Source organism: Okeania sp. SIO2B3 (assembly GCF_010672525.1).
Taxonomy (GTDB): domain Bacteria; phylum Cyanobacteriota; class Cyanobacteriia; order Cyanobacteriales; family Microcoleaceae; genus Okeania.
Window position 1 is genome coordinate 48,935 of sequence record NZ_JAAHGH010000021.1, and the last position, 23,367, is coordinate 72,301.

At 36.6% G+C, this 23,367-nt stretch carries 25 protein-coding genes, 1 tRNA gene and 2 pseudogenes; 14 read left to right on the forward strand and 14 right to left on the reverse strand.

The window, feature by feature from the left end; genetic code table 11:
• Positions 1 to 13: 13 nt before the first annotated feature.
• Both F6K15_RS17175 and F6K15_RS17180 read right to left on the reverse strand, forming a co-directional pair.
• Entirely contained in the window at positions 14 to 655 is a 642-nt protein-coding gene (locus F6K15_RS17175) for a bifunctional 4-hydroxy-2-oxoglutarate aldolase/2-dehydro-3-deoxy-phosphogluconate aldolase (protein ID WP_293062715.1), read from the reverse strand.
• A gap of 310 nt (positions 656 to 965) precedes the next feature.
• On the reverse strand, positions 966 to 1,658 hold the full coding sequence (locus F6K15_RS17180) for a GDSL-type esterase/lipase family protein (protein WP_293062716.1): 693 nt from the start codon (positions 1,656 to 1,658) through the stop codon (positions 966 to 968).
• A 397-nt stretch (positions 1,659 to 2,055) separates the two neighbouring features.
• On the opposite strand from F6K15_RS17180, the gene F6K15_RS17185 reads away from it, so the two are divergent.
• From F6K15_RS17185 to F6K15_RS17205, 5 genes are all read left to right on the forward strand, one after another.
• On the forward strand, positions 2,056 to 2,316 hold the full coding sequence (locus F6K15_RS17185; RefSeq protein WP_293062781.1) for a DNA-directed RNA polymerase subunit omega: 261 nt from the start codon (positions 2,056 to 2,058) through the stop codon (positions 2,314 to 2,316).
• Between the two features lie 161 nt (positions 2,317 to 2,477).
• The gene (locus F6K15_RS17190; protein ID WP_293062718.1) at positions 2,478 to 3,125 is read left to right on the forward strand and encodes a hypothetical protein; all 648 of its coding nucleotides are present in this window, start codon (positions 2,478 to 2,480) and stop codon (positions 3,123 to 3,125) included.
• 114 nt (positions 3,126 to 3,239) lie between these two features.
• The gene (locus F6K15_RS17195; RefSeq protein WP_293062720.1) at positions 3,240 to 3,605 is read left to right on the forward strand and encodes a DUF1818 family protein; all 366 of its coding nucleotides are present in this window, start codon (positions 3,240 to 3,242) and stop codon (positions 3,603 to 3,605) included.
• A 207-nt stretch (positions 3,606 to 3,812) separates the two neighbouring features.
• Positions 3,813 to 3,886, forward strand: a tRNA-Pro gene (locus tag F6K15_RS17200).
• A gap of 608 nt (positions 3,887 to 4,494) precedes the next feature.
• Positions 4,495 to 5,085: a YdcF family protein gene (locus tag F6K15_RS17205; protein ID WP_293062782.1), complete on the forward strand. Its 591-nt coding sequence runs from the start codon at positions 4,495 to 4,497 to the stop codon at positions 5,083 to 5,085.
• On the opposite strand, the gene F6K15_RS17210 is transcribed toward F6K15_RS17205, so the two are convergent.
• From F6K15_RS17210 to tnpA, 8 genes and pseudogenes are all read right to left on the reverse strand, one after another.
• Positions 5,046 to 5,378, reverse strand: a complete 333-nt coding sequence (locus F6K15_RS17210; RefSeq protein WP_293062722.1) for a DUF2288 domain-containing protein — start codon at positions 5,376 to 5,378, stop codon at positions 5,046 to 5,048. The genes F6K15_RS17205 and F6K15_RS17210 overlap by 40 nt on opposite strands.
• Before the next feature lie 35 nt (positions 5,379 to 5,413).
• On the reverse strand, positions 5,414 to 6,049 hold the full coding sequence (locus F6K15_RS17215; protein WP_293062724.1) for a 1-acyl-sn-glycerol-3-phosphate acyltransferase: 636 nt from the start codon (positions 6,047 to 6,049) through the stop codon (positions 5,414 to 5,416).
• Positions 6,050 to 6,585: 536 nt separating this feature from the next.
• A pseudogene (locus tag F6K15_RS38420) lies at positions 6,586 to 7,284 on the reverse strand (substrate-binding domain-containing protein).
• Between the two features lie 977 nt (positions 7,285 to 8,261).
• A complete protein-coding gene (fabD, locus tag F6K15_RS17230; RefSeq protein ID WP_293062728.1) occupies positions 8,262 to 9,155 on the reverse strand; it encodes an ACP S-malonyltransferase in 894 nt (297 codons plus the stop codon).
• 332 nt (positions 9,156 to 9,487) lie between these two features.
• Complete coding sequence (locus F6K15_RS17235; RefSeq protein WP_293062729.1) at positions 9,488 to 10,495, reverse strand: beta-ketoacyl-ACP synthase III; 1,008 nt, start codon at positions 10,493 to 10,495, stop codon at positions 9,488 to 9,490.
• A gap of 587 nt (positions 10,496 to 11,082) precedes the next feature.
• Entirely contained in the window at positions 11,083 to 12,120 is a 1,038-nt protein-coding gene (gene plsX, locus F6K15_RS17240) for a phosphate acyltransferase PlsX (protein ID WP_293062730.1), read from the reverse strand.
• Positions 12,121 to 12,425: 305 nt separating this feature from the next.
• On the reverse strand, positions 12,426 to 13,031 hold the full coding sequence (locus F6K15_RS17245; protein ID WP_293062731.1) for an IS607 family transposase: 606 nt from the start codon (positions 13,029 to 13,031) through the stop codon (positions 12,426 to 12,428).
• Between the two features lie 256 nt (positions 13,032 to 13,287).
• A complete protein-coding gene (gene tnpA / locus F6K15_RS17250) occupies positions 13,288 to 13,692 on the reverse strand; it encodes an IS200/IS605 family transposase (RefSeq protein ID WP_293062732.1) in 405 nt (134 codons plus the stop codon).
• A 56-nt stretch (positions 13,693 to 13,748) separates the two neighbouring features.
• Here tnpA and F6K15_RS38425 point away from each other — a divergent pair, with 56 nt between their 5' ends.
• From F6K15_RS38425 to F6K15_RS17270, 6 genes and pseudogenes are all read left to right on the forward strand, one after another.
• On the forward strand, positions 13,749 to 14,231 hold the full coding sequence (locus F6K15_RS38425; RefSeq protein WP_363268146.1) for a hypothetical protein: 483 nt from the start codon (positions 13,749 to 13,751) through the stop codon (positions 14,229 to 14,231).
• A 66-nt stretch (positions 14,232 to 14,297) separates the two neighbouring features.
• Positions 14,298 to 14,777, forward strand: a pseudogene (locus F6K15_RS38430) (transposase); the annotation flags it as partial.
• Positions 14,778 to 14,832: 55 nt separating this feature from the next.
• Positions 14,833 to 15,057 (forward strand): hypothetical protein, encoded by a 225-nt coding sequence (locus F6K15_RS38435; protein WP_363268148.1) that lies wholly within the window; start codon positions 14,833 to 14,835, stop codon positions 15,055 to 15,057.
• Between the two features lie 232 nt (positions 15,058 to 15,289).
• The gene (locus F6K15_RS17260; RefSeq protein ID WP_293062733.1) at positions 15,290 to 16,597 is read left to right on the forward strand and encodes a D-alanyl-D-alanine carboxypeptidase; all 1,308 of its coding nucleotides are present in this window, start codon (positions 15,290 to 15,292) and stop codon (positions 16,595 to 16,597) included.
• A 247-nt stretch (positions 16,598 to 16,844) separates the two neighbouring features.
• Complete coding sequence (locus F6K15_RS17265) at positions 16,845 to 16,991, forward strand: hypothetical protein (protein ID WP_293062735.1); 147 nt, start codon at positions 16,845 to 16,847, stop codon at positions 16,989 to 16,991.
• A gap of 520 nt (positions 16,992 to 17,511) precedes the next feature.
• Positions 17,512 to 17,658, forward strand: a complete 147-nt coding sequence (locus F6K15_RS17270; RefSeq protein ID WP_293062737.1) for a hypothetical protein — start codon at positions 17,512 to 17,514, stop codon at positions 17,656 to 17,658.
• A gap of 573 nt (positions 17,659 to 18,231) precedes the next feature.
• On the opposite strand, the gene F6K15_RS17275 is transcribed toward F6K15_RS17270, so the two are convergent.
• Together F6K15_RS17275 and F6K15_RS17280 are read right to left on the reverse strand one after the other, a co-directional pair.
• Positions 18,232 to 19,095, reverse strand: a complete 864-nt coding sequence (locus F6K15_RS17275; protein ID WP_293062739.1) for an NAD(P)-dependent oxidoreductase — start codon at positions 19,093 to 19,095, stop codon at positions 18,232 to 18,234.
• A gap of 98 nt (positions 19,096 to 19,193) precedes the next feature.
• Positions 19,194 to 19,385: a hypothetical protein gene (locus F6K15_RS17280; RefSeq protein ID WP_293062741.1), complete on the reverse strand. Its 192-nt coding sequence runs from the start codon at positions 19,383 to 19,385 to the stop codon at positions 19,194 to 19,196.
• A 38-nt stretch (positions 19,386 to 19,423) separates the two neighbouring features.
• Between F6K15_RS17280 and F6K15_RS17285 the strand changes: the two genes are divergently transcribed.
• Together F6K15_RS17285 and F6K15_RS17290 are read left to right on the forward strand one after the other, a co-directional pair.
• Positions 19,424 to 20,629 (forward strand): RNA-guided endonuclease TnpB family protein, encoded by a 1,206-nt coding sequence (locus F6K15_RS17285; RefSeq protein ID WP_293062783.1) that lies wholly within the window; start codon positions 19,424 to 19,426, stop codon positions 20,627 to 20,629.
• A gap of 225 nt (positions 20,630 to 20,854) precedes the next feature.
• Positions 20,855 to 21,451 (forward strand): hypothetical protein, encoded by a 597-nt coding sequence (locus F6K15_RS17290; protein WP_293062743.1) that lies wholly within the window; start codon positions 20,855 to 20,857, stop codon positions 21,449 to 21,451.
• A 73-nt stretch (positions 21,452 to 21,524) separates the two neighbouring features.
• Here F6K15_RS17290 and F6K15_RS17295 read toward each other — a convergent pair whose 3' ends face one another.
• The gene (locus tag F6K15_RS17295; protein WP_293062745.1) at positions 21,525 to 21,887 is read right to left on the reverse strand and encodes a transposase; all 363 of its coding nucleotides are present in this window, start codon (positions 21,885 to 21,887) and stop codon (positions 21,525 to 21,527) included.
• A gap of 25 nt (positions 21,888 to 21,912) precedes the next feature.
• On the opposite strand from F6K15_RS17295, the gene F6K15_RS17300 reads away from it, so the two are divergent.
• On the forward strand, positions 21,913 to 22,323 hold the full coding sequence (locus F6K15_RS17300) for a hypothetical protein (RefSeq protein ID WP_293062747.1): 411 nt from the start codon (positions 21,913 to 21,915) through the stop codon (positions 22,321 to 22,323).
• Here F6K15_RS17300 and F6K15_RS17305 read toward each other — a convergent pair.
• On the reverse strand, positions 22,295 to 23,332 hold the full coding sequence (locus F6K15_RS17305; protein ID WP_293062749.1) for a substrate-binding domain-containing protein: 1,038 nt from the start codon (positions 23,330 to 23,332) through the stop codon (positions 22,295 to 22,297). The two genes, F6K15_RS17300 and F6K15_RS17305, sit on opposite strands and share 29 nt — an antisense overlap.
• Positions 23,333 to 23,367: the final 35 nt, after the last annotated feature.

Genomic DNA, 23,367 nt, shown 5'->3' on the forward strand with positions numbered 1-23,367 from the left:
TTAATTTTCAGATTCAATTGTTAGTTGAAAGTTCTCTAAGGAGAGCCTGAGCAAGTCTTGCGATCGCTTCCCAATTTTGAGCAATTATTAAATCTTTGGGAAATAGTTTCCCTGATAAACCTACAGCAATTGCACCTGCTTTTATAAATTCTTTAGCATTTTCTAAGGTGACTCCACCAGTGGGAATTAGAGGAATTTCTCCCAAAGGTCCTTGCAAACTTGTGATATAAGTTGCGCCTCCTACTGATGAAATAGGATATATTTTAACACAGCTAGCTCCTGCCTGCCAAGCAGTAACTATTTCTGTAGGAGAAAGAGCGCCGGGAATAATTGGAACTGCTGCTATTTTTGCTGTTTGAATCATAGCAGGATTAGTATGTGGCGTAAAGATAAATTGGCAACCAATTTTGAGTGCTTTTTGTAACTCTTCTATGGTTAATAATGTGCCTGTGCCAATTATGCAAGTTGGTAATTCAGAGCGGAGTAAAGTAATTAATTCTGATGCTTTATGACTGTTCCAAGTGATTTCTATTATGCGTATACCACCAGCAGCAACTGCTTTTGCCATTTTCCTACCAACCTCGATTTCCGAGGCACGAATAACAGCGATTATTCGATTTTTTTGTAATATTTTTAACCAGCTTTCTTGATTCATATTTTGGTGGAAGGAAAAAGGAAGTTTGAATAAGTATAGATGTATTGAAGTCAAAAATTGCACTAATGAATCAATTTTTATAGTGTATAAATCTAGTTAATAATTAATCATTCAAAATCAATCTAAAGCTTTGATTAAATTGCTTTTTTTTCCTTTAGGAGCCATGTAATAATAATAGGTTGTACAAATTTTCTCTGGGATAAATTGTGAAATATAGCTTCCATGAAAAAAACTGCTCAAGTTATTTTTACACGGCTACTTAAAAGCAATAAAGCTGAAAGCTGATAGCTGACTGCTGAATGCTTACATCTTAGCTAGTTAATAAATTCAGATATTCCCAGTCCAATACATCTTGTAATAGAGCTTGATAACCTGCGACATTAGGATGAATGCCATCTGCACAAAGACGTAATTTCCACCAATTTTCGCCCCGACTTAACCATTTTTCAAACACATCTAAATAAGGAATTTTTCGCTTTAAACAAGCCAACCGAGTCGCCTCTTTATATATAAATTGATCCTCATGGCTATAATATAAACAATCTTGAAAAGGCATTCTCTCCAAATTAACAGGAACCATTCCCACAAATAGTACAGGACAAAGTTGTTTTGATGTATCCAATAAATTATCTAAAATTGTTTTAAATTTGGAAAAATCAGTATAGTAACGTCCATTTGGTCTTTGGACTCTGGCAGAATCATTTACCCCAACTGAAAGAATAATAATATCTGGTTGACGATTTCTTAATTCTCCACGATGGTGAAACTCATGTTCCAGGCGTTGTTCTACTTGTAAAACACGGTTTCCTCGAACTCCAAGATTGTACAGTACATGACCAGCACTGTCTGGCAACATCCATTGCCGTCGTAATCTCTCTACCCATCCACCACCTTCATGATCGCCAAAACCATAAACTAAACTGTCTCCCAAAGCAACTATTTTTAGGGGATGATGATGAGTCTGAGAAAAGTGCTTTACAGTCGAAGGGGTGGATATTAACATAAGCAATAAAAATTGATAATTTTAGTATAAATTTATTAAGATTGATTGAATTTTAACTAAAAATATTACCATTGACTACCTATATTTGGAGAAAAGAGAACAAAAAATATATATGAGACTAAATCCGGTTGATAGGGTATTACAATTGTGCAGATGCTGGAGATAGGATTTAGGGGAAATGAGGAGGAGGTTTAATCTGAATCCTAATATCCTAATAAATTATCTTTGATAACTGGATTTGATATAAGTAGTCAGATAATTTGGCCTAACTACTAATAATCTCTACTTAATCTATGTACTTATTATAGAAAAAATGTTATTATTATAGCAGCATTTTATTCCAAATGTGACTGATAAAAGATAACCGATAACTAACAGGCTAATAAAATTTATGCACATAGAAAAGCAATCTAGTATTGATTCCGCAGAACTAAGTCGTAGGTCTGAAGAGCTGATTAAAGCTGCCTCTAATCGTTATCGCGTTGTGGTACAAGTAGCTAATCGTGCTAAACGCCGTCGTTATGAAGATTTTGATAATATGGATGAACAATTAATGAAACCTGTTATCCGTGCTGTAGTTGAAATGTCCGATGAATTGATGCAGCCAGAAATAATTAGTGATTTGAGTACTCCCATAGCTGAAGCAAGGGGATTCTAAAAAGATGTCTTTAGACTAACGAGTTAAACCTACGTCTTCCGACATTTCTATGAACTGACCAGAGCTTTATTCTCTCGGGACGACTCAAAACGACCCTACTCACATCTGGTAAGCAGTAACCTAGTATATACAAATATAATAGTAGTGATTTGATAATAGCCATGAGCAAGAAGCGGTGGCTCAAATATTTCAAGATTACAATCGTAACATTAGTAGTTTGGGCTAATATTGAAGCTTTATTTTCTTCTATTGCAATTACAGTTAGCCCTTCTGCTCATTATCTGTTAGAAACAGTTACAGACCAAGAAAATTTTGAAGACTCAATTAAAATTGTCCAACGCCGGGTTAGACCTACAGAGGTATGGCCATTTGTATATGAGACAATACCAGATTTGCCATTAGAAAATAGTTACATATCTCAGGAAACGGGGGAAGTAGATACTGAAGAAACTCTAGTTTCACGTTTAATTCGGTATCATCTATATGTTAAAGGCCGTGCTCCCAATTATCGGTTTGACTGGAAATTAACATTAGCAGATTATCTTGGGGCGAATGATTATCTACAATCATCGGTTTATCCAGGAAACGATTCTTTAACTGAAAATCCAATGGAGGGCGATCGTAAAGCTATTCAAAGTTTAACTCGCTCTCAAAGAGAAACTTTAGTTAATAGATTAGTAAATATTTTTAGTGGCGATCCTAACCCTCCATCAATACCAGATATATATCAGAGAGATAACTCTGGACGTTCAAATCCTAGAGCGCCAATTATTCCCCAACCGGGAGATGCAGATTTGCTGAGACCTTAACGAAGTCAGAAGTCAAAAGTCAGAAGTTGTTTTTGTAACGGAGATTTGAGTCCCCTCCCAAAACATTTCGCCTTAAAAGGCAAGGTTGCGCGACCCAATTATTTTCATAAAAAAATGGGACAAATAGTCAAAAGTGGAGCTGGTTGGCGGTTAGGGTTGAATCCTGAAGCGGAAAAATTTAAGGGTTTAGTTGCTGGGAATGATTGGTCAATAGAACTTACAGAAGTAGAACTTGAGGATTTTTGCAGATTATTAGACCAGTTAAATAAAGCTATAAACCAGATGGCAGATGAGTTGATGGATGAAGAGAGAATAGTCTGCGAAGCTGAAAGTGATTTGCTCTGGATGCAGGTAGAAGGGTTTCCAGAAAGTTATACTGTTCAGTTCATTTTAAATCAAGGGCGCAGGGCAGAAGGAAAATGGCCTGTACAAGCTGTCCCTGGTTTAGTCCAAGCAGCACAAATGCTAAAAGTTTTTTAACTCACATAGCAGAAGGAAGAGGGAAGAAGGAAGGGGGAAGGGGGAAGAGAGAAAAATCTTGCGTTGTCTGAATTTTAAGCTTTTGATATGTCCGCGATCTTTTCTTCGACTGCTATAACAATCATAAATGTATAAAAAATATCTTTCTCAAAATATAATAATTAATTGCAAAAGTGTAATATGGTGTTATAGTATATTAATGGTTGTCGGGGCGTAGCGCAGCTTGGTAGCGCACCACTTTGGGGTAGTGGGGGTCGTGGGTTCAAATCCCGCCGCTCCGATTTTAATTGATATTATTGAGAAGTCCAACACTATCCTATAATGTATGTTGGGTCAGTCAAGAGGCTGTTAACGAAGTCAGAAGTCAGAACTCAGAAGTTAGTTATTTTTGTAACGTGGATTTAGCAACCCTCCAAAAATATTTCGCCAATGCATAATTTGAGACTATTTCTCAAAAATTTTTCTACATTTTCTTGAGTGAGCAGGAGAGTTGGGGAATAGTAAACCTAAAAAATGACGGGAGTAAGTACGCAGCGCCCGTTTTAACGGCTGCTTGAATAACAACACGTGGGTAATAAGGCGAAGTAAAAATCTGCTATAGTAGCGGAATAAGGAACAAGGTTTGTCGCTATGACATGACCGTGCCTTGTGGTGAGATTCCGGTGGACAGGAGACGGGGACCACGCTACAAGATTTTTCCAACTTCGGTCCTTCCTTCTACTACACTTTGGCACAAAACTCCTAATTAATTCTCAGCAAGAGATTGTTATTTCTTCAAAAAATCTTTTGTAATCCCCTACTCCGGATGGTAAATAATACTATCTGAATATTTATTTGATAGAATCTACTTCCATCTGTAACACTACAGATGGTTTTTTATGTTAAAGATATGGTGTTGAGGGTTGTTTCAAGTAAAAAATCATACAAAGGATTGAAGATTTCCCGTATTTTCTGGTTTTTACTAGGATTTATATTAACTTTTTGGATTAGTTATCAACAGTTTGCAGGTAGTTTAGAAACACCTCAAGCTTTATTTGTACTTGGTGGGGCGATAGAAAGAGAAGTTTTTGCGGCAGAATTTGCTCGCCAACGTCCTCACCTTGATATCTGGGTGTCTTCTGGCACTAACCCGGAATATGCTGACTGGTTATTCTCTAAGAGTGGTATTTCACAAACTCGCTTACATTTAGACTATAGTGCCGTAGATACTGTAACTAATTTTACTACAATGGTAGATAAGTTAAAATCCCACGGTATTACAAGTGTTTATCTAGTTACTTCTGATGACCATATGCGTCGCGCTCAAGTTATAGGGGAAATTGTTTTGGGCAGCAGGGGCATTAGTTTTGAGCCAATGCCTGTACCTTCTGGACGATCGCCCGAACCCATTGAAAAAGTTATTAGAGATGGCATGAGAGCGATTTTATGGGTAACTACTGGTTATACTGGTGCAGGACTGGTTGCTCCATTATCTTCTTGAGTAGCATCAGATTCTTGTACCAAAACAAAAGGTTGTACTATCAAAGCATTAAATTTTTTACTATCATTACTATTCCAAATTGACAACTGTTCGGCTGAGGGCTTATAAATAAGTTCTCGGCTAATCCAGTCTTGCACAGAAGATGTATTATCAGAAGCGATCGCTACTCCCACATCCAATAAATCTAAATTTTGGCCGACAATTACTACAGCATCACGTTTTACATGGGGTACTAACCAATTCCATTCAGCTACATCCAAATTTTCGGCCAATTGTTCTCTAATATCCGGCATTTCTTTTTTAACTAATTTTAACTAAACTCAATATATCAACGTCCTAAATCGTGCATTTTGTTAATTATATCTGCACATTTTTGACTTATTAATTCTAGCTCTTGTTTCTTAGTTGATTCTGGAGGTGGTATAAGTTCTCCAATTCTGACAGTTATTGGTACAGAATTAGCTATCAAACCTTGACGTTTCACTGCATGAGTACCACAGATAGAAACTGGTAATAATGGTACTTTGGCTTTTGCAGCAATTAAAGTCGCCCCCAATTTTGGTTCTGTAATTTTACCATCAGAAGTCCTAGTTCCTTGTAAAAAGATACCTACTGCCCACCCCTGTTCTAAACTATTGAGTGCTGAACGAATAGCACTTCGGTCTGCCGATCCTCTTTTAACTGGATATGCTCCGTATAATGTAATAATTTGCTTCAAAACGGGTACTTCAAATAATTCCTCTTTTGCCATATAAGCAACAGGTCTTTTCATACAAACAGAAACTATTGGAGGGTCTAAGTCGCTAGCATGATTACTAACTACAACAAATGGCCCTTGTTGTGGAACATTTTCTGTACCATAAACATTATTCCGAAAATAAAACTTAAGTATAGGAACTATTACTGACCATTTTAATAAGCAATAAAGAATTAAGTTCTCAACTGGTTCACGGTTTCTAGCCACAAGATATGACCTTAATTTTAGATTAAGTTAGTTCATCATCATAATATCAAATCAGGTTAAACAGTTATAGATTGGTAGTCTCTAGGAGTCAGGAGTTAGGAGGAGAGAGAATCACTTTGACTTAGTAGTTATGACAGTTGGATATTTTTTTTATGTCCAATTCCCCCGGATTTGATATACTACCATGCATGAAAAAAGAATGTTACGAATAATAAGCACTATCGCGCATACTTGATCTGAAAGTCTATTTGATGAAAAAGATAATTGACAATATCAAACATGGTATTAAATCTATTGATTCTGACTCCTGAATTCATAATTGCTGAATTCTTACGAAATACCCTAGCTATTTGTAGCAAATATTTATCAAATTGGTATTACTTCATTTATTAAAAAACCGAGAGATGACCGCTAATAGCCGTTTGCGCAGCATTCTGCAAGAAATGTTTACTGAAGAAGTGGAGAGATGAAGGAAAGTGCATTTATTTTAAAGGTATAAAATCTGCCTGTTTTACAAGTTGTTGACCTTTGGTTGATCAGGCTAATTCTAGAAATTTTTTTACCGCTAAACTTGTTTGATTTTGTACTGCTAAAAATACACTACGACTCAGAGGATAATTATCATTATTAGGAGTAGTTTGATCTACAGGTGAAATTCTGTTTATTGGTATGATTCTAACGGTGGTTTGATTTTTTGCCTGAGCTACTGTGGTATAGCTAATTCCATTATTGTTCAATTCTCGTAAGATTGGAGTTGTGACATCTGTTTGATATGTAATAAAGTTTGAACTATCTGGAGGAAAAGATTCTCCTAATAAGACAACATCTTGAAAGAAATTGTAGCTGCCACTTTTGGCAGAACGGTTGATAACTTTTATCGGCAAATCATCACTACCAACTTCTGACCAATTGATTATTTTTTCTTGATAAATATCTTTGAGTTGGTCTAATGTTAAGCTTCCTTTCTAGGGATTATTAATTCCGACTATTATTGCTCAAGATGCTTTAGCAATAGGAATTAATTTAATGTTTCTTTGAAGGCTCTCTTCTGGTAGTAAAGTACGAGATATTGCTGCTATTTGTACTCTATTTTCTCGTAAATTTTTGATGCCTTGATTAGAGCCATTTGGTCTACCTTCAGGTACTCTATAAGTTATTGGAATATTAGGATGTTTTTGTTCATAAGCATTTTCCATCAGCTTGATTAATTTAACCATCGTCACGCTACCATCCATTGCTAATATATTGGAATTTGGTAGAGAAACATCTAGATTAGAGATTATTTGATTAGCTGCTTCAGCGATGCTTAATTTTGCTGATGGATTATTAACAATATCATTTTTAGTATCTAATTTATTTTGATTTAATAAAACCAGTATCCTCCTCCAGCTAGTAGGAAAAATAATAGTATAAAAAAAATTACTGGTGGTGTATTATCTTTAGTCATGATTGTTTGACTTGGTTTTATAGAGTAATACCAATTTGAAAAAAGAATGTTACCAACAGTAAGAGGAATAAAAAGACACATGCAGGATATTCCATTTGAGCAAAAAAATCATTTCCGACCTGAAATAGAATATAACCCAAGAATTTATAGTTCTAGAAATCCTTAATCCTCCCTGATAATTTGATTTATTGCTTCGGTGTTTTCTACTCCTTATTCTCTATTCCCTATTCCCTAACAGTTGAGGATATAGTAGTCGAAGAAAAAGTTAGGAAAAATCAAAGGCTTAAAAATCAGACAACGTAAGATTTTTCCTTCTTCCTTGCTCTTTATGTTATGTCTCACAATTCAAAATTCAAATAGGATTGTTATATCATGTCCGGTTGAATAGTTATAAATAAATGACGGAGTCCTCAGGAGTCAGAAGGGAAGAAAGAAGGAAGAAGCAAGAAAAAAGAGGAGGAAAAGGAGAAAGTTTTTTGATCACTAATTATCCGGACATGATATTATATAAAAATCCCAAATTATGTGTCATATCCTATCCGCTGGTATCGTTTGTGTAATATCATCTGCACCTTCCAGGGGAGCTAAGCTATCGGTAGAACAGTTATAATAGTAGACTTAGTAAGTTTTGCTTTAGCAATAATACTAAGTATTGTAAGGGCTAGAGCAAAACTACAAACAAATCAAAAATAATATCAAACTATCTACCTACATTTTTGACTAGAAATAATCAAAACATTGAGCCTATTCTTTAACTTTTGACTTTCAACTTTTAACTTGAGCTTTAATATCCTTTAAACTATTTACATTTGCTAATTTAAAATCTGGGCAAGTTCGTTTAATTATACCTGTGAGAACTTTTCCCGGACCTATTTCTATAACTTTTTCTACTTCTTCTTTTTGCATCTCTAAAGATGTTTCGCGCCACCGCACACCATTTGTCATTTGTTGAGTAAGACGTTTTTTTATAGTAGCTGCATCTATAGTAGCAATTGGCTCAAAATTAGAAATTATGGGAAATTTTGCATCAGCAAATTCTACTGATTCTAATACTTTTTTAAATTCTATAGATGCCGACTCCATTAAGTGAGAATGAAACGCCCCAGAAACATTTAACTTTACTGCACGTTTAACCTTAATATTATTGAGCAAAGTTTCGACTGCTTCTGGTCTACCAGATATAACAACTTGAGCTGAATTATTATCATTTGCTAGAACAACATTTTCTGTTTTCTGAAGTTCGTATTCAAGCTGTTTTTGATCAAATCCCATTAAAGCTGCCATCTGTCCATCTGTGGCATTATTCATCAATTCGGCACGTTTTTTAATTAATCTTAGTCCTGTCTCAAAATCAAAGACTCCAGCAACGTAGAGGGCAACATATTCTCCTAAACTATGACCTGCAACAATATCTGGTTGAAAAGAATGAGCAAACATTTCATCTGCTAATAAACTTTCTACTACATATAAACAGGGTTGAGTATAAAGAGTTTGAGATAATTTTTCTTTTTGAGTTTCACAAATTTCTGTTATAGACCAACCTAAAATTTCCTTAGCTTGCTTAAATTTTGCTTTAGCAGCAGGCAAGTCTAATAAATCTATTCCCATACCAATTTTTTGAGAACCTTGCCCTGGAAAAACCCATGCTGTTTTTGTCATTTTAATATGATAATTTTGACTATGATTTATATCTAAAAGTTGTCAGTTATTCAGCCTTAAAAGTATATAGTAGTCGAAGGAAAGGTGCTTGAAAGTTAAAAAGTTTAAAGCTCAGATAACGTAAGACTTTTCCTCCTATTCCCTACTCCCTACTCCCTGTTTAATAAAAAATCAAATCAATTATTTCCCCCTACTCCCTATTCCCTAATTCGGAGCAGCTTTCTCAAGAGCGGGTTTCCTCGCCATCCCTCGACCGCTTTTTTCCCCTTAAAAGGGGAGGCTTTAAACCAGAATTATTTAATTGTTAATTATTCATTATTAATTATTCATTATTAATTATTAATTATTGAAATTCCCCATTCAAAAATTGCTGCTCCCCAAGTTAACCCTGCTCCAAAACCAGAAGCAGCAATAATATCTCCCGGTTTAACTTTACCCTCCCTAACAGCTTCATCTAAAGCTATAGGTATAGAAGCAGCAGAAGTATTGCCATAATTTTCGAGATTACTAATAACTTTTTCTGAGGGAATTTTGAGTCTACTAGCAACAGAATCAAGAATTCTTTGATTAGCTTGATGTAATAATAACCAGTCAATTTTCTCAGTACTCATATTAGCCTTAAATAATGCTTTTTCTATCACTTCAGGAACTTTTTGCACCGCAAAACGATAGACTTCTTTCCCATTCATAGTGACTGGTTGATAAGTACCTTGACTAACAGTTACTCCCTCAATTATTTGTTTTGCTTGAGGTTGATAAGCAAGATTTAGACAATTATTTTGACTACCATCACTGCGAAGTTCAAACCCAAAGAGTCGGTCTTGTTCTGAAGCTTGCAAAATCACAGCACCAGCACCATCTCCAAATAACACACAAGTGCTTCTATCTTCCCAGTCTACCCATCGGGACAAAATATCTGCCCCAATGAGCAAAACATTCTGATACACTCCTGTACGGATAAATTGCGATCCTGTTACCAGACCAAATAAAAATCCAGAACAAGCAGCAGTCAGATCGAAGGCCACTGCTTTCTGGGCACCCAATTCTGCTTGAACTTGACTGGCAGTGCCAAACAAATCATCTGGAGTAGATGTGGCCAAAATTATGAGGTCAATATCTGTAGGAGCAATGTTCGCTTGAGCGATCGCTGCTAGAGATGCTTTAGTCGCGAGGGTACATAATGATTCTGTTGTATCTGCCAGTCGTCGATTACGAATCCCTGTACGAGTGCCGATCCATTCGTCAGAAGTCTCTACTATTTGGGATAACTCTTGGTTACTTAGGGAGACTTTTGGCGTAGCTGAACCGCTTCCTGTAATGGTAATACCGATATTTGTCATCTGTCAGTTTTTAAGCTCTTATTGGTTTTATCGTTACCGAATAATTAATAATTAATTATTAATAATTAATTATTAAATAATTCTGGTTTAAAGCCTCCCCTTTTAAGGGGAAAAAAGCGGTCGAGGGATGGCGAGGTCCCCTCGCCATATCCATGAGACCAAGACAGCGGTCGTTTGCTTCGCAACGCTGACGCGAAACGCGACAGCGGAACGGAGTTCTCTCTTCGCAGCTTCCCGTAGGGTGGGATGGCTCCGAAACCTGCGCCATATCCAATGGACTAAGAGAAGAAATAATATTTCCTGATATTCAATTCCGTAACGGTTAAAACCCGAGGTAATTATCAATTATCCATTATCAATTAATGAAGTTTCTACTAACCATTATTCAATGCTATTTACTCTGAATTTTATTGTTTAAAATTTTGCTAGTAAAGCTTTGATCTAAAACTAAAAGCAATAGCTGATGGCTGATAGCTGACGGCTGTTTGCGCAGCATTCCGGAGGAAATGCTTACCTACTACATTTTTTTGTTCAATAATTTTGGTAGCTTCTAATCACAGTGAATCAACCTAAAATATCTATAAAAATCACTGGTTGCTGACTATTGATTTATTATTTTCTAGTACATAGTTAGAATTAATTCGTTCAATTACTCGATTTTCTACTGCCTCTCTTGCTGAACGAATAGCATTAGATATAGTAAGAGCTTTAGAAGAACCATGACTAATAATACAAATCCCGCCTACTCCTAATAGTAATCCACCTCCATGTTCTACATGGTCTATTCTTTGTTTCATTCGTTTTAAATTAGGTCGTAATATTGCAGTACCTATTTTCCCACTCAACCCTGGTGTTAATTCTTCTTTCATCATTTGCAATACAGCATCACCCACTGCCTCCGCAAATTTTAATAAAACATTTCCGGCAAACCCATCACAGACTATCACATCAAAACTGCCAGATAAAACATCCCGACCTTCTGCATTACCAATAAACTTAATTTGATTATTTTCTTGCAGTATTTGATGAGTCCTTACTGCTAAATCATTTCCTTTTGATGGTTCTTCCCCAATATTAAGTAGTCCCACTTTTGGTTCAGTAGTCCCCAGGACATATTCACTATAAATTGTCCCCATAACTGCAAACTGCTCTAAAAATTTAGGACGGCAGTCTACATTCGCCCCAACATCAAGAATCAGGACTGGTTTTTTGGGAACCATAGTTGGCAAAACTGCCCCAATTGCAGGGCGATCAATTCCTGGCAGTCGTCCCAAACGTAGTAAAGCGGAGGCCATGGCTGCTCCTGAATGACCTGCAGATACCACAGCATCAGCCTCTTTTTGCTTGACTAAGTTCATCGCCACGTTAATTGATGCTTTGGACTTACGTCTAATGGCAGTCAAAGGTTCTTCGTGCATTTCCACAATTTCCTCTGCAGGGACTATTTCTGGCAGAGGTTGATTTGACTTGTGATTAATACAGGCTTTGATTTGTTGAGGGTCCCCAACTAACAATACTTTTACACCATAAGTTTCTTGTGCTTGTATTGCTCCCTCAACAATTTGTGATGGGGCGTAGTCCCCACCCATAGCGTCGATTGCGATTCGTGTAGGTTTTATTACCATTGACCCAAGTTAGAGAAACCTTCAAGATTTTATCAGTTAATTGATCTTTATTTACTTTGAATAGCTATCAGCTATTAGCTATCAGCTATCAGCCGAAAAATTTGTGCATATAATTAGGCACCTGTTTGCGGAGCATTCCGTCAGGAAAAGCTTTTTAAATGAGTGACTTTTGAAAAATTACTCTCTCGGACATTAATTCAATTTATAACAGCAAAAAAATATTTTCTATAAACACACAAAAGATACAGCTTTCCGAGTCCATTTACAGAAGTCTTGATTACTGAGATTTTTTGACTTAATAATTATCAATTTATTTGATTAGCTGCCTCTTGTAATTTTTCGACTATTTTTTGATTTTTTTGGCTACGGCTACCATATAATCTAGCACTAAAAACTTTGATTATTTCTAAGATGTCTGTACCCAAATCTTCTTCTTCTGTGGATTCAGACAAGTGATTAATAATCACAATTTCTGTGCCAAAAATTTCACAAATTGTAAAGATTAGTTCAGAACCAAATCTTACTAAACGGTCTTTATTTGTTAAGACTAAACGTTCTACTTTTTCTGAGCAGATCATTTTAATTAATCTTACTAAACCCCGTTTTCTATAATTGATTCCTGAACCTAAATCTCGGATAATTTCTACTAGCCAACCCTGATTATTACAGTAGGCTTCTAACACCATAATTTGTCTATCTAAATCGGCTGTTCGCTCAGAATTAGAAATGCAGGCATAACCAATAGTTTTACGTTCTCCAGCTCTTAGTCCTAGAAGAGTGCTAACCTCATATCGGCGATGTCCATTTTTTGTTCTTTCTGATTGAATTTTGCCTTCACGTTCCCATCTTCTTAGAGTACTTTCTGCTACTCCAAGTAGTTCTGCGGCTTTCCCTATAGAAATTTTGCTCATTTTCAGAACTTAGCATATTCAATAAACAAGTTTAGCAAATAATTCAGTAAAATTTTGTAAATTTTTAATCATTTATTTTCTCAGTAATTAAAGTAAAAAATAATACTTTTTCCTCAGTAGGAGTCTTCAAATTGATGATTGGCAGAGGTTTGATGTCTTACTGTTGCGTATGTCAAAACCTAAAAAATGACGGGAGGAAAGTTCCCGGAAGATTTATCCCCTGGTTGAATAACGACACGCGGGTAACAAAGTGGCGTTACTTTCCGGTCTGGTTTTCAATATACTTTTTAACTGTTTCCGTTGAAGCATTTCCTGTTGTTGCGCAAAAAAAGCTAGGAGTCCAAAGTGTGGGTAGCTTTAGTAATCTAGGAAATTCTTTTCTCAAGTGATGAGAAGCCCTACCTTTGACTCGTTTGATAATTACAGAGGGTGCAAAAGTTGGGTCAACTTCTAAAAATAAATGTACATGGTCTGGCATTATTTCAAGTCCTATGAGTCTCCAATCATGCTCAGTACATAACTCAAAAATAATTTCTTGTAACCGCTGTTTGACATCTCCTACCAGTACTGGTTTTCTACGTTTGGGACAAAATACAAAATAGTAATTTATTAATGTTACTGAGTGAGGATTTCTTCTATATTCGTCTGGTTTTTTTTTCATATATGTAGATATATTATGTTGAATAGTGCTATTATATCTACAGGAGGTGATGATTAATGTACGGATGTCAGCAACACTTAGTTAAAAGTAGTCCAGAAGTAATGGCAACTATTGAGTACCTTTGCACAGAAGCTAATAAGCTTACTAACTGCGGGATTTATTATTGTCGTCAAATGCTGTTTAAAGCAGGACGCTTTGTGTCTAAAGCTGAACTAGATTTTGAGTTAAAAAGTAATCCGCATTTTAAGGCCATCCGTTCAGCTTGTGCTCAACAAACACTGCACTGTGTAATTGAGTCCTTTAACTCTTATGCAAGACTTGCCAAAATGTTTACTTCAGGTGAACTGACACAGAAACCAAGACCACCAAAATACCGTAAAAAAGATGGTTTAGCAGTTGTAAGTTATCCGGCGCGTTGGGTGAAGTTGGTGAATGAAATGCTTAAGTTTCCATTGGGCAAGCAAGTTAAAGCATGGTTTGGCATTGACCATTTCTTGTTACCAATGCCCTTGAACCTAGACTTTAAGCAAGTAAAATAATTTAGGTTCGTCCCTAGAAATAACTGCTTTTACCTAGAGTTTGTATATGATCAACCAGAACCTAAAAAAGGCCAGCCAATAGCAGAAAATGTCTTAGGTATAGACCCAGGATTAAATAACTGGTTAACCTGTGTGAGTAATGTGGGAAAAGCTTTTATAGTTGATGGAAAAAAGGTTAAATCCCAAAATCAATGGTACAACAAGCAAGTAGCAAAAATAAAATCAGGCAAGTCTGGTGACTACTGGGACGATAACTTAGCAGCTATTACTGAAAAGCGCAACCGTCAGATGCGGGATAATGTGAACAAAACAGCTAGATTTGTGATCAACTGGTGTATTGAGCATCAAATAGGCGTGATAGTTTTTGGATGGAATCAACGCCAAAAAGATAGTATTAACATCGGTAAGAAAAATAACCAACAGTTTGTTCAAATACCTACAGCCAAGTTAAAAGCCAGGATAGCTCAATTGTCTGAGCAGCATGGGATTAAGTTTGTTGAGACTGAGGAAAGTTACACGAGTAAGGCTAGTTTTCGTATCGGATGATTTTCTGCCGACATTTGGTGAGAAACCCGTTTGCGTAGCATTCCGTAGGAAAAGGTTGGAAGCTTCAGGAAAGCGCGTCAATCGTGGCTTGTATCGTTCAGCAACAGGTCAATTAATCAATGCTGATACTAATGGAGCAGCCAATATTTTAAGAAAAGTATCGACACAGCTAGAAATTAATCTAGCCAAGGTCTGTAGGGGAGTTTTGATGCTCCCAAAGCGATATAAGTTAGACAATCTAACCAAAAAATATCGTAAGCAGTGCGTAGCGTGGCAATAGCTCCCGCGTAGCACATCCGCTTAGAATCTAGGGTGTTTTAACCCCTAGAGACATCAAAGTAATGAATAAATTTTCTTTTTTTGATTAAAGAATTACACAAGCTCCCGAACAATAAATTTTCTGTTTTCTATTCCCTAAAAACATAATCTTTGTATGATGAAGTGCGGAATGTGGGATATATATGATTGAAGTCCACTATGATAGAAAAACTTGAAAAAAATTGAATTGATTTATGTGGGATTTGTTCAGCTATGGAATTATATCTCTATGGCTAGAAATGGCAGGTATACAAACTATTGGGCAAAATACTCTAACGATAATGAAATGGCAAGCAGGTCTACCTCAATTAATTTCACCTGAAAATTCCGATCAAATATTAACTATAGAAGTAGATGAATACTTGAAAGGTTTGGCAGCCAAGAGATTACTAACTTCCGATGCTCAGGGTATATGGATACAGTCAGAATTTAAACTTTTGCATGGCCACGAAGGCACAGTTCCCATGCCTGGTGCTTCCTTAACAAAAATCGCCACATCCTTAGCTGCACTAGAAACTTGGGGACCTCAACATCAATTTGAAACCTCCATCAGTACCACAGGTCCAATTACAAATGGAATATTGCGAGGAGATTTAGTAATTAATGGCGGTAATGACCCATATTTTGTCTGGGAAGAAGCGATCGCCCTGGGGAACACCATCCAAAAATTGGGAATTAATCAAGTCACAGGTAATTTGATTGTAGTAGGTGATTTCTGGATGAACTATCAGACTGACCCTATAATTTCAGGCCAATTATTGCGAGAAGGTATCAATTCAGCCACTTGGTCTAATAGTGTGAGAAATATCTACAACCGAATGCCACCAGGAACACTTCAGCCAAAAGTAGCGATCGCTGGTTCTGTAATATCCCAAAAATCTGTATCTACAGAAATTCCAATTATTCGACACAAGTCTTTGCCACTTATCTATATCCTCAAAACTATGAATGTGGAAAGTAATAATAAGTTGGCTGAAATAATAGCTAGTAATCTGGGTGGAGCAAAAGTTGTTCAACAAAAAGCTGCCTGGACTGCGGGAGTGCCTCAAGCAGAAATTCAGTTAATTAATGGTTCTGGGTTGGGGGTGGAAAATAAAATTTCTCCAAGAGCAGTAAGTGCAATGTTAATTGCTATTCAACGGTATCTTCAAACTTCTGAGTGGGTTATTGCTGACTTGTTTCCGGTATCTGGTTATGACCGAGGAACTTTAGTAGACCAGTCGAGGAATATTCCCCAGGGTTCGGCGGTGAAAACTGGTACTCTCAATGATGTGATTGCTTTAGCTGGAGTTATTCCTACTCGTGAACAGGGTTTGGTTTGGTTTACGATGATTAACCGCAGTCCCTACTGGGAGGCAACACGGGTGGAGCAGGATAAATTTTTACAGCAATTAGTAAGTCTTTGGGGAGTTACTAAAGCACCCAAGGTTATTACTCCTCAGATTAATGGCAATAGGTTGGGTTTGGGAGCTAGCGGTCGAAATCAGATTTTAGGAGAATAGAATTAAGGCGTTGCCAGACAAGGATTTGGCCACAGATACATGGATGATTAATCTGCATCTTGTGAAGCTCCAAAAAAACGGGAAGGTTTTTCTCCTTGCATCCCCTAAAAAATCGTGATACTATTTTATTATTGGGTGTCGCACGCCCCTACGCATGATTTTTTATTCAACCTAAAAACAGCATATCGCCACTGAATATATATAGAAGGGATACTCAGAAATCAAACCAGAGAAATCTCATCATTTTGTGAAGCACTTGAATAAAGAAGTAGCGATCGCCAAATTTTTCACCTCATCAGCCAGACAAGGATTTAGTCACGGATACACCGACGATCAATCTGCATCTTGTGAAGCTCCAAAAAAACGGGAAGGTTTTTCCCCTTGCATTCCCTAAAAAATCGTGATACTATTTTATTATTGGGTGTCGCACGCCCCTACGCATGATTTTTTATTCAACCTAAAAACAGCATATCGCCACTGAATATATATAGAAGGGATACTCAGAAATCAAACCAGAGAAATCTCATCATTTTGTGAAGTACTTGAATAAAGAAGTAACGATCGCCAAATTTTTCACCCCATCAAAAGATTGATATTACTCATGTAGAAGCGATGTAGCTACCGCACTTGCTCCGCCAACGCTATATTCACAACCAAAGATTATCATTTTGTGAAGCTCAAAAAACGGCAAGGTATTTCTCCTTGAATTCCCCAAAAAATTATGATACTATGTAATCATTGGGTGTTACTCGTCCCCAAGCATGACTTTTTGTTCAACGCAAAAACGGCATATCGTCACTGAATATATATAGAAGGGATATTCAGACATCGGTAGTCCTGGATAGTAATGGTAAATAGGATAGTACGGGAGCAAGATGCTCCCACTACCGTGTCTGGTAACAAAAATAATTACAATGGACTACTATGACAATGCAGCACCGCCCAGACATCAAAGCAGAGAAACATCATCATCCTGTGAAGCACTTAGATCAAGAAGTAACGACGGTCAAATTTGCCCGCCCCATCAAAAGATCGATATTACTCATGTAGAAGCGATGTAGCTACCGCACTTGCTCCGCCAACGCTATATTCACAAATCCAGCACATTATCATCCTGTGAAGCACCAAAAAACGGCAAGGTATTTCCTCTTGAATTCCCCAAAAAAATTATGATACTATGTAATCATTGGGTGTTACTCGCCCCCAAGCATGACTTTTTATTCAACCCAGAAACAGCATTTCGTTACTGAATATATATAGAAGATATACTCAGAAACCAAAGCAGAGAAAAATCATCATCCTGTGAAGCACTTCGATAAAAAAGTAATGATAGAAAAAATTTTCACCTCCATCAGCCAGACAAGGATTTAGCCACAGATACAGGGATGATTAACCTGCATTTTGTGAAGCACCAAAAAAACAGCAAGGTTTTTCCTCTTGCATAGCCAAAAAAATCGTGATACTATGTAATCATTGGGTGTTGTTCGCCCCTACGCATGACTTTTTATTCAACTAAAAATGGGGTGAAAGCTTGCCACTAATTGAACTTCATACATCAAATCAGCAACACCACAATTAAGGGTAATTTTTTTTCATCACTTTGGAAGAACGTGCTTATCAAAAGAAAACATATTCTAGTCATCTGGATTAACTGCCGAAAATAAAGCAGAATAATCTAAATCTGATAAACCTAATTCAATAGTTTTCTCCAAAACTTTACGTACTCCTTCTTGAATACTCACATCAAGTCCTGCTGATTCTGCCGCATCAATAAATATGTTCGTATCCTTCAATAAATGCTTGGCTGGAAAATTAGGATTTTCATAATTTCTGTCTAACATTCGTTGTAATTTTTTATCAAAAGTTGGAGCATATAAAGCGCTATCCCGAACAATTTGCATAAACAAATCTACATCTATTCCTTCCCGAACTATTAACCCTAAACTCAAAGCAAAAGCAGTTGTTAAAGAACCAATTAATTGATTCATTGCCAACTTAATTGCAGCACCATTACCTACCGCGCCAATATGTAATGGTTCAGGACTAAATATCTTGAATAAACCACACCATTTTTCATATTGTTCTGATGAAGCTCCCACCATAACAATTAAACTACCAGATTTCACTTGAGGAATACTGCCCAAAACAGGAGCTTCTAAATATTCACCCCCACAAGCCACAACTTCATCTCTAATTTCTTTACTTTCAGTGGGGGAAATAGTTCCCATTTGAATAACTGTTCGATCCGATAATTCCGCTTTTGAACTATCAGATAAAAGTACATTTTGAATAGCTTCAGTATTAGTCAACATCAAAATTAAACATTCAGAATTTTGAATAGCTTCTGCCGGAGAACTAGCTATTGTTGCACCTGCTTTTTGCAGAGGTTCTAATTTTGATTGAGTACGATTATAAGCAGTTACAATATGATTAGCTTCTAACAATTTTTGAGCCATTTGTAGACCCATTAAACCCGTACCTAAAAACCCAATTTTCATTAATCATTTCCTCTAGAATTTAATATTTTATTACCATATTTTTTGATATTTGTCAAAAAAATCATAGGATTTAACAAACTAATTCAAAGTAATGATTTCTAGAAATATTGTGCTAAATTTGCTAAAAAAATGCTATGATAATACGAAAATTTGTCTGAACTCGAAAGGCGAAAACCTTGAGTTGGTGGATGAGTAATTTGCAATTTATCTAAATGTTGGCATTTATACCCGCGCTCTCCTACAAGGGAGCGTCGTATGGGAATGCCAATCAATGTTGCAGCTTCACACATAATCTGTTAAAATATAAATGTTAAAAATTAAGCAGCAAATGGTTGAAAAAGCGTACAAATTTAGATTTTACCCCACTCCGGAGCAGGAAAGTCTGTTGCGGAGGACGTTAGGTTGTGTGCGCCTGATCTACAACAGAGCTTTAGCTGCGAGAACTCAAGCATGGTATGAAAACAAAGAACGAGTAGGGTATAAGCAAACTTCGGCTATGCTGACGAATTGGAAAAAGCAGGAAGATTTAGATTTTCTTTCTGAAGTCAGTAGCGTCCCATTACAGCAAGGTTTGAGACATCTACAAACTGCTTTCACTAACTTTTTCAGTGGACGTGCAAAATATCCTAACTTTAAGAAAAAGCGTAATGGTGGTAGTGCTGAATTTACAAAGTCTGCATTTAAGTGGAGAAATGGTCAAGTATATTTAGCAAAATGTCTTGAACCATTATCAATTAGATGGAGCAGGCAACTACCACCAGATTGTGTTCCAACAACAATCACAGTGAAGCTCGACCCCTCTGGCAGATGGTCAGTGTCTCTAAGAGTCAATGACACCAGAGATTTAACTCTCAAGCCAGCAACCAAACTCTTAGGCATTGACTTAGGAATCACTAGCTTAATAACTACCAGTGATGGAAAAAAAGTAGCTAATCCTAAGAATCTTCATAAATTACATAAAAAACTGAGATTGGCTCAAAAGTCTTTATCTAGAAAAACTAAGGGATCTAATAACTACCAAAAGGCTAGGCTGAAAGTAGCCAGGATACACGCTCAAATTAAAGATTCAAGGCTTGATTACACCCATAAGCTAACCACTCAACTAATCAGAGAAAATCAAACTGTTGTAGTTGAGGATTTAGCGGTAAAAAATATGGTCAAAAACCACAAGTTAGCAAAAGCAATAAGTGATGCCAACTGGGGAGAATTAGTCAGGCAATTAGAGTACAAGGCTGATTGGTATGGACGGGAATTAATCAAGATTGATAGATATTTTCCTAGTTCTAAGCGTTGTTCTAATTGCGGGCATATAGTAGAAAAATTGCCTCTAAATATTAGAGAGTGGGATTGCCCAGAGTGTGGTAGTCACCATGACAGGGATATAAACGCTTCGGTAAATATTTTGGCTGCGGGACTCGCAGTGTCAGTCTGTGGAGCGACTGTAAGACCCGAGGGGAGTAAATCTTGGAAGGCGGGTGCATTGAAACAGAAAGCCCCTAACAGTGATGTTAAGGAATCCCGCGCTGTCTCGTGAGAGCAGCGTCGGGAGGATGTCAAAGGTAATCCTAAATAACCTACTTTTAGAGTAAATTAGTCTAATAATATTACTCTGTATTATTTTACTCCCTCACTCCTGTACGGGCGCCATTCGGAGCTTTGCGTCAGCAAATGCCATTCGCCCCTACTCCCCGCTCCATTACCGAATAATTAATAATTAATAATTAGAGGTAATTATCCATTATCCATTATCCATTAATGAATGCCCTATAGTAAATTTACCCTGAGTAAAGTCGTAGAAGATTTTCAACTGACTATCATAGAAGGCGATCGCTTTGTGCCAGAAGTTTCCCCAATTAATCCTACTGCTTTGCTCAAAGATACCCTCAAAGAAACAGTACCTTGGGCGATCGCTGTGGGTAGTGAAAAAGCTCGTTCTGAAGGTATTATTAATCCAGTATTGTTAGAAGTAAAACGTCAGCTCAAGGGAAAAATCAGTGTTTTCTCGGGTGAAGAATTTGCGGTGCAACCAGAAGTCGATCTTACTGGGTATGTTGATTTTCTAATTAGTCGTTCTCCAGAACAATTGTATATTAAAGCTCCTGCGGTAGTTTTGGTTGAAGCAAAAAAAGAAGACCTGAAACCAGCACTTGGACAATGTTTAGCAGAAATGGTAGCAGCTCAACGCTTTAATCAACAGAAACAGCAACCAATTTCAACTATCTACGGAACAGTAACGAGTGGTACAGTTTGGCGATTTCTCAAACTAGAAGAACAAACAGTAACAATTGATTTAACAGATTATCCATTGCCACCCGTTGAGCAGATTTTGAGCTTTCTAGTTTGGATGGCAAATTAAAAGTCAGAAGTCAGTAGGGGCGAATGGTATTCGCCCTCCATCTGTATAGAACCCATTTGGTATCTCTAAAAAATTAGGCGATCGCTAACCTCTTAAGCATCAGTCGAATAAAACAAAGATTAATCTTAGCAGTAGCATTTTCCAGGGTTCTTTCAAAATTTTTGGCCAAGCTTTTACACCTCTCCATCCAAGAATTGGTTCTTTCAATGACCCACCTGGCTTTTACGGGAACAAATCCTGTTTTTCCTTCCTGTTTTTTCTGAGCCTTTGATGGTTTTGGTGATAGTTTCAACCGAATTTTGGTCATAATCGCAGGATAGATTTTTTTTAACTCCTGTATGATTTTTTCGGGGTGGTATCCATTATCAAGTAAAATAGTGATTTTAGGAATGTTTACAGGTTTGCACTTAAAGTAGTCAATATTCTCTGACAACATTTCAATTAATCCGTCATCAAATGTCTTGGCGAAAAACTTAATTGTTTTTTGTGTGGCAGCGATCGCTTTTTGGATGTTTGGTTTTGGTTTGATATTTGGGGATGGGTTAGATCATCCTCCTTGTACGGCAACTTTCGCTCAAAACGACCAGAAAATAGTTAGTTATTTGGGGCATTTTTCTCCCACAACTGAATATAATCAGTTCCAGCAAGAGTCACAATTTATTCTACTGCCAAAAGATGATAACCAGCTAGGTTTTCCTGAACAAGGATTTTCTTGTTTGCAGCGTCAATTTCCCAAGCGTTCCATAGCTTCTCTATTTTTCTTTCAATTAGCATTTGCTGCCACCACAGCTACTATTGTTTCTGGAGCAGTGGCGAAAGAATTAAGTCCTGATTATGCTACCTTTAATCTAAAACTTCAATGTTCTCTTTAGTCACAGATATAGGTCTTAATATAACAGAGGGAATTTCCTTTTCTTTGCTTATTTCTATATCCCAATTGATCAAATCTTCAGTATTTTTACCTTCACTCAAAGTTACAACTAGCTCAACAGTTTTTTTAGCAAGAAGTTCACTTGATTTATAAATTGTTATCCCTTGAAAACCATTTTTTATATTTTTCCTACTTTGCGCACTTCCATCTTGTCCTGTTATGAGTATTTTACCTCTTTTATCGCCTAAACTTCCAATTATTTCATTTGCCATACTATCATTAGCAACAAGAATAATTTGGATATTATCTTGATGATTTTTCAATAACTCGTTAACCTTTTGTGCGGCTTTTTTACCACTCCAATCAGGCATAAAATATTGGGGATCGTCTTTACCCCTAGGAAAAATCAAATTCAATCTTTTATTCTGATTGAATTCTTCTGGCTGAAAATAGCTGTTTAATCTCTTAAACCAACTCTCCTGTATTGCATGAGAATTTTCATCGTCAATGCCACCATTAATCATTACTAAGTTTGGTATTCCTTCTAATTTATATATACCTTCTTGTCCTTTATTTAACTCCTGAATCACATAATCTGCTTGTAATCTGCCTACTTCTTGACTATCAAAAGAGATGTAAAAACTTAAGTCATCATGTTTAATCAGACGATCGTAAGCAATTACTGGAACTCCTTTCTTTTTAGCTTTTTTAATTATATTAATACCTTGTTCATTCTCTACGCGAGTAACAATCAAAATACAACTTCCTCCTTTGAGAGCTAAGTCTGCTTGTTTTTCTTGTAGTTCTTTATTACTATTAGCATTAAAATAACGAATAGTAACATCTGGTATCTTTTCAATGATTCCTTTTTCTAAGAAGTGGCGATCTTTTTCTTCCCAACGTCCTGATTCTGCTGCTGTAGCTGGTAGTAAAATTCCTATATCTTTACAACCTTTACCTTCGAGATGTTGTGTTTTTTGAGCAGAAATCTGACAACCTGCTATAGTCATTAGTAAAGCAAGTAGTAACAAACAAATTAATTTAG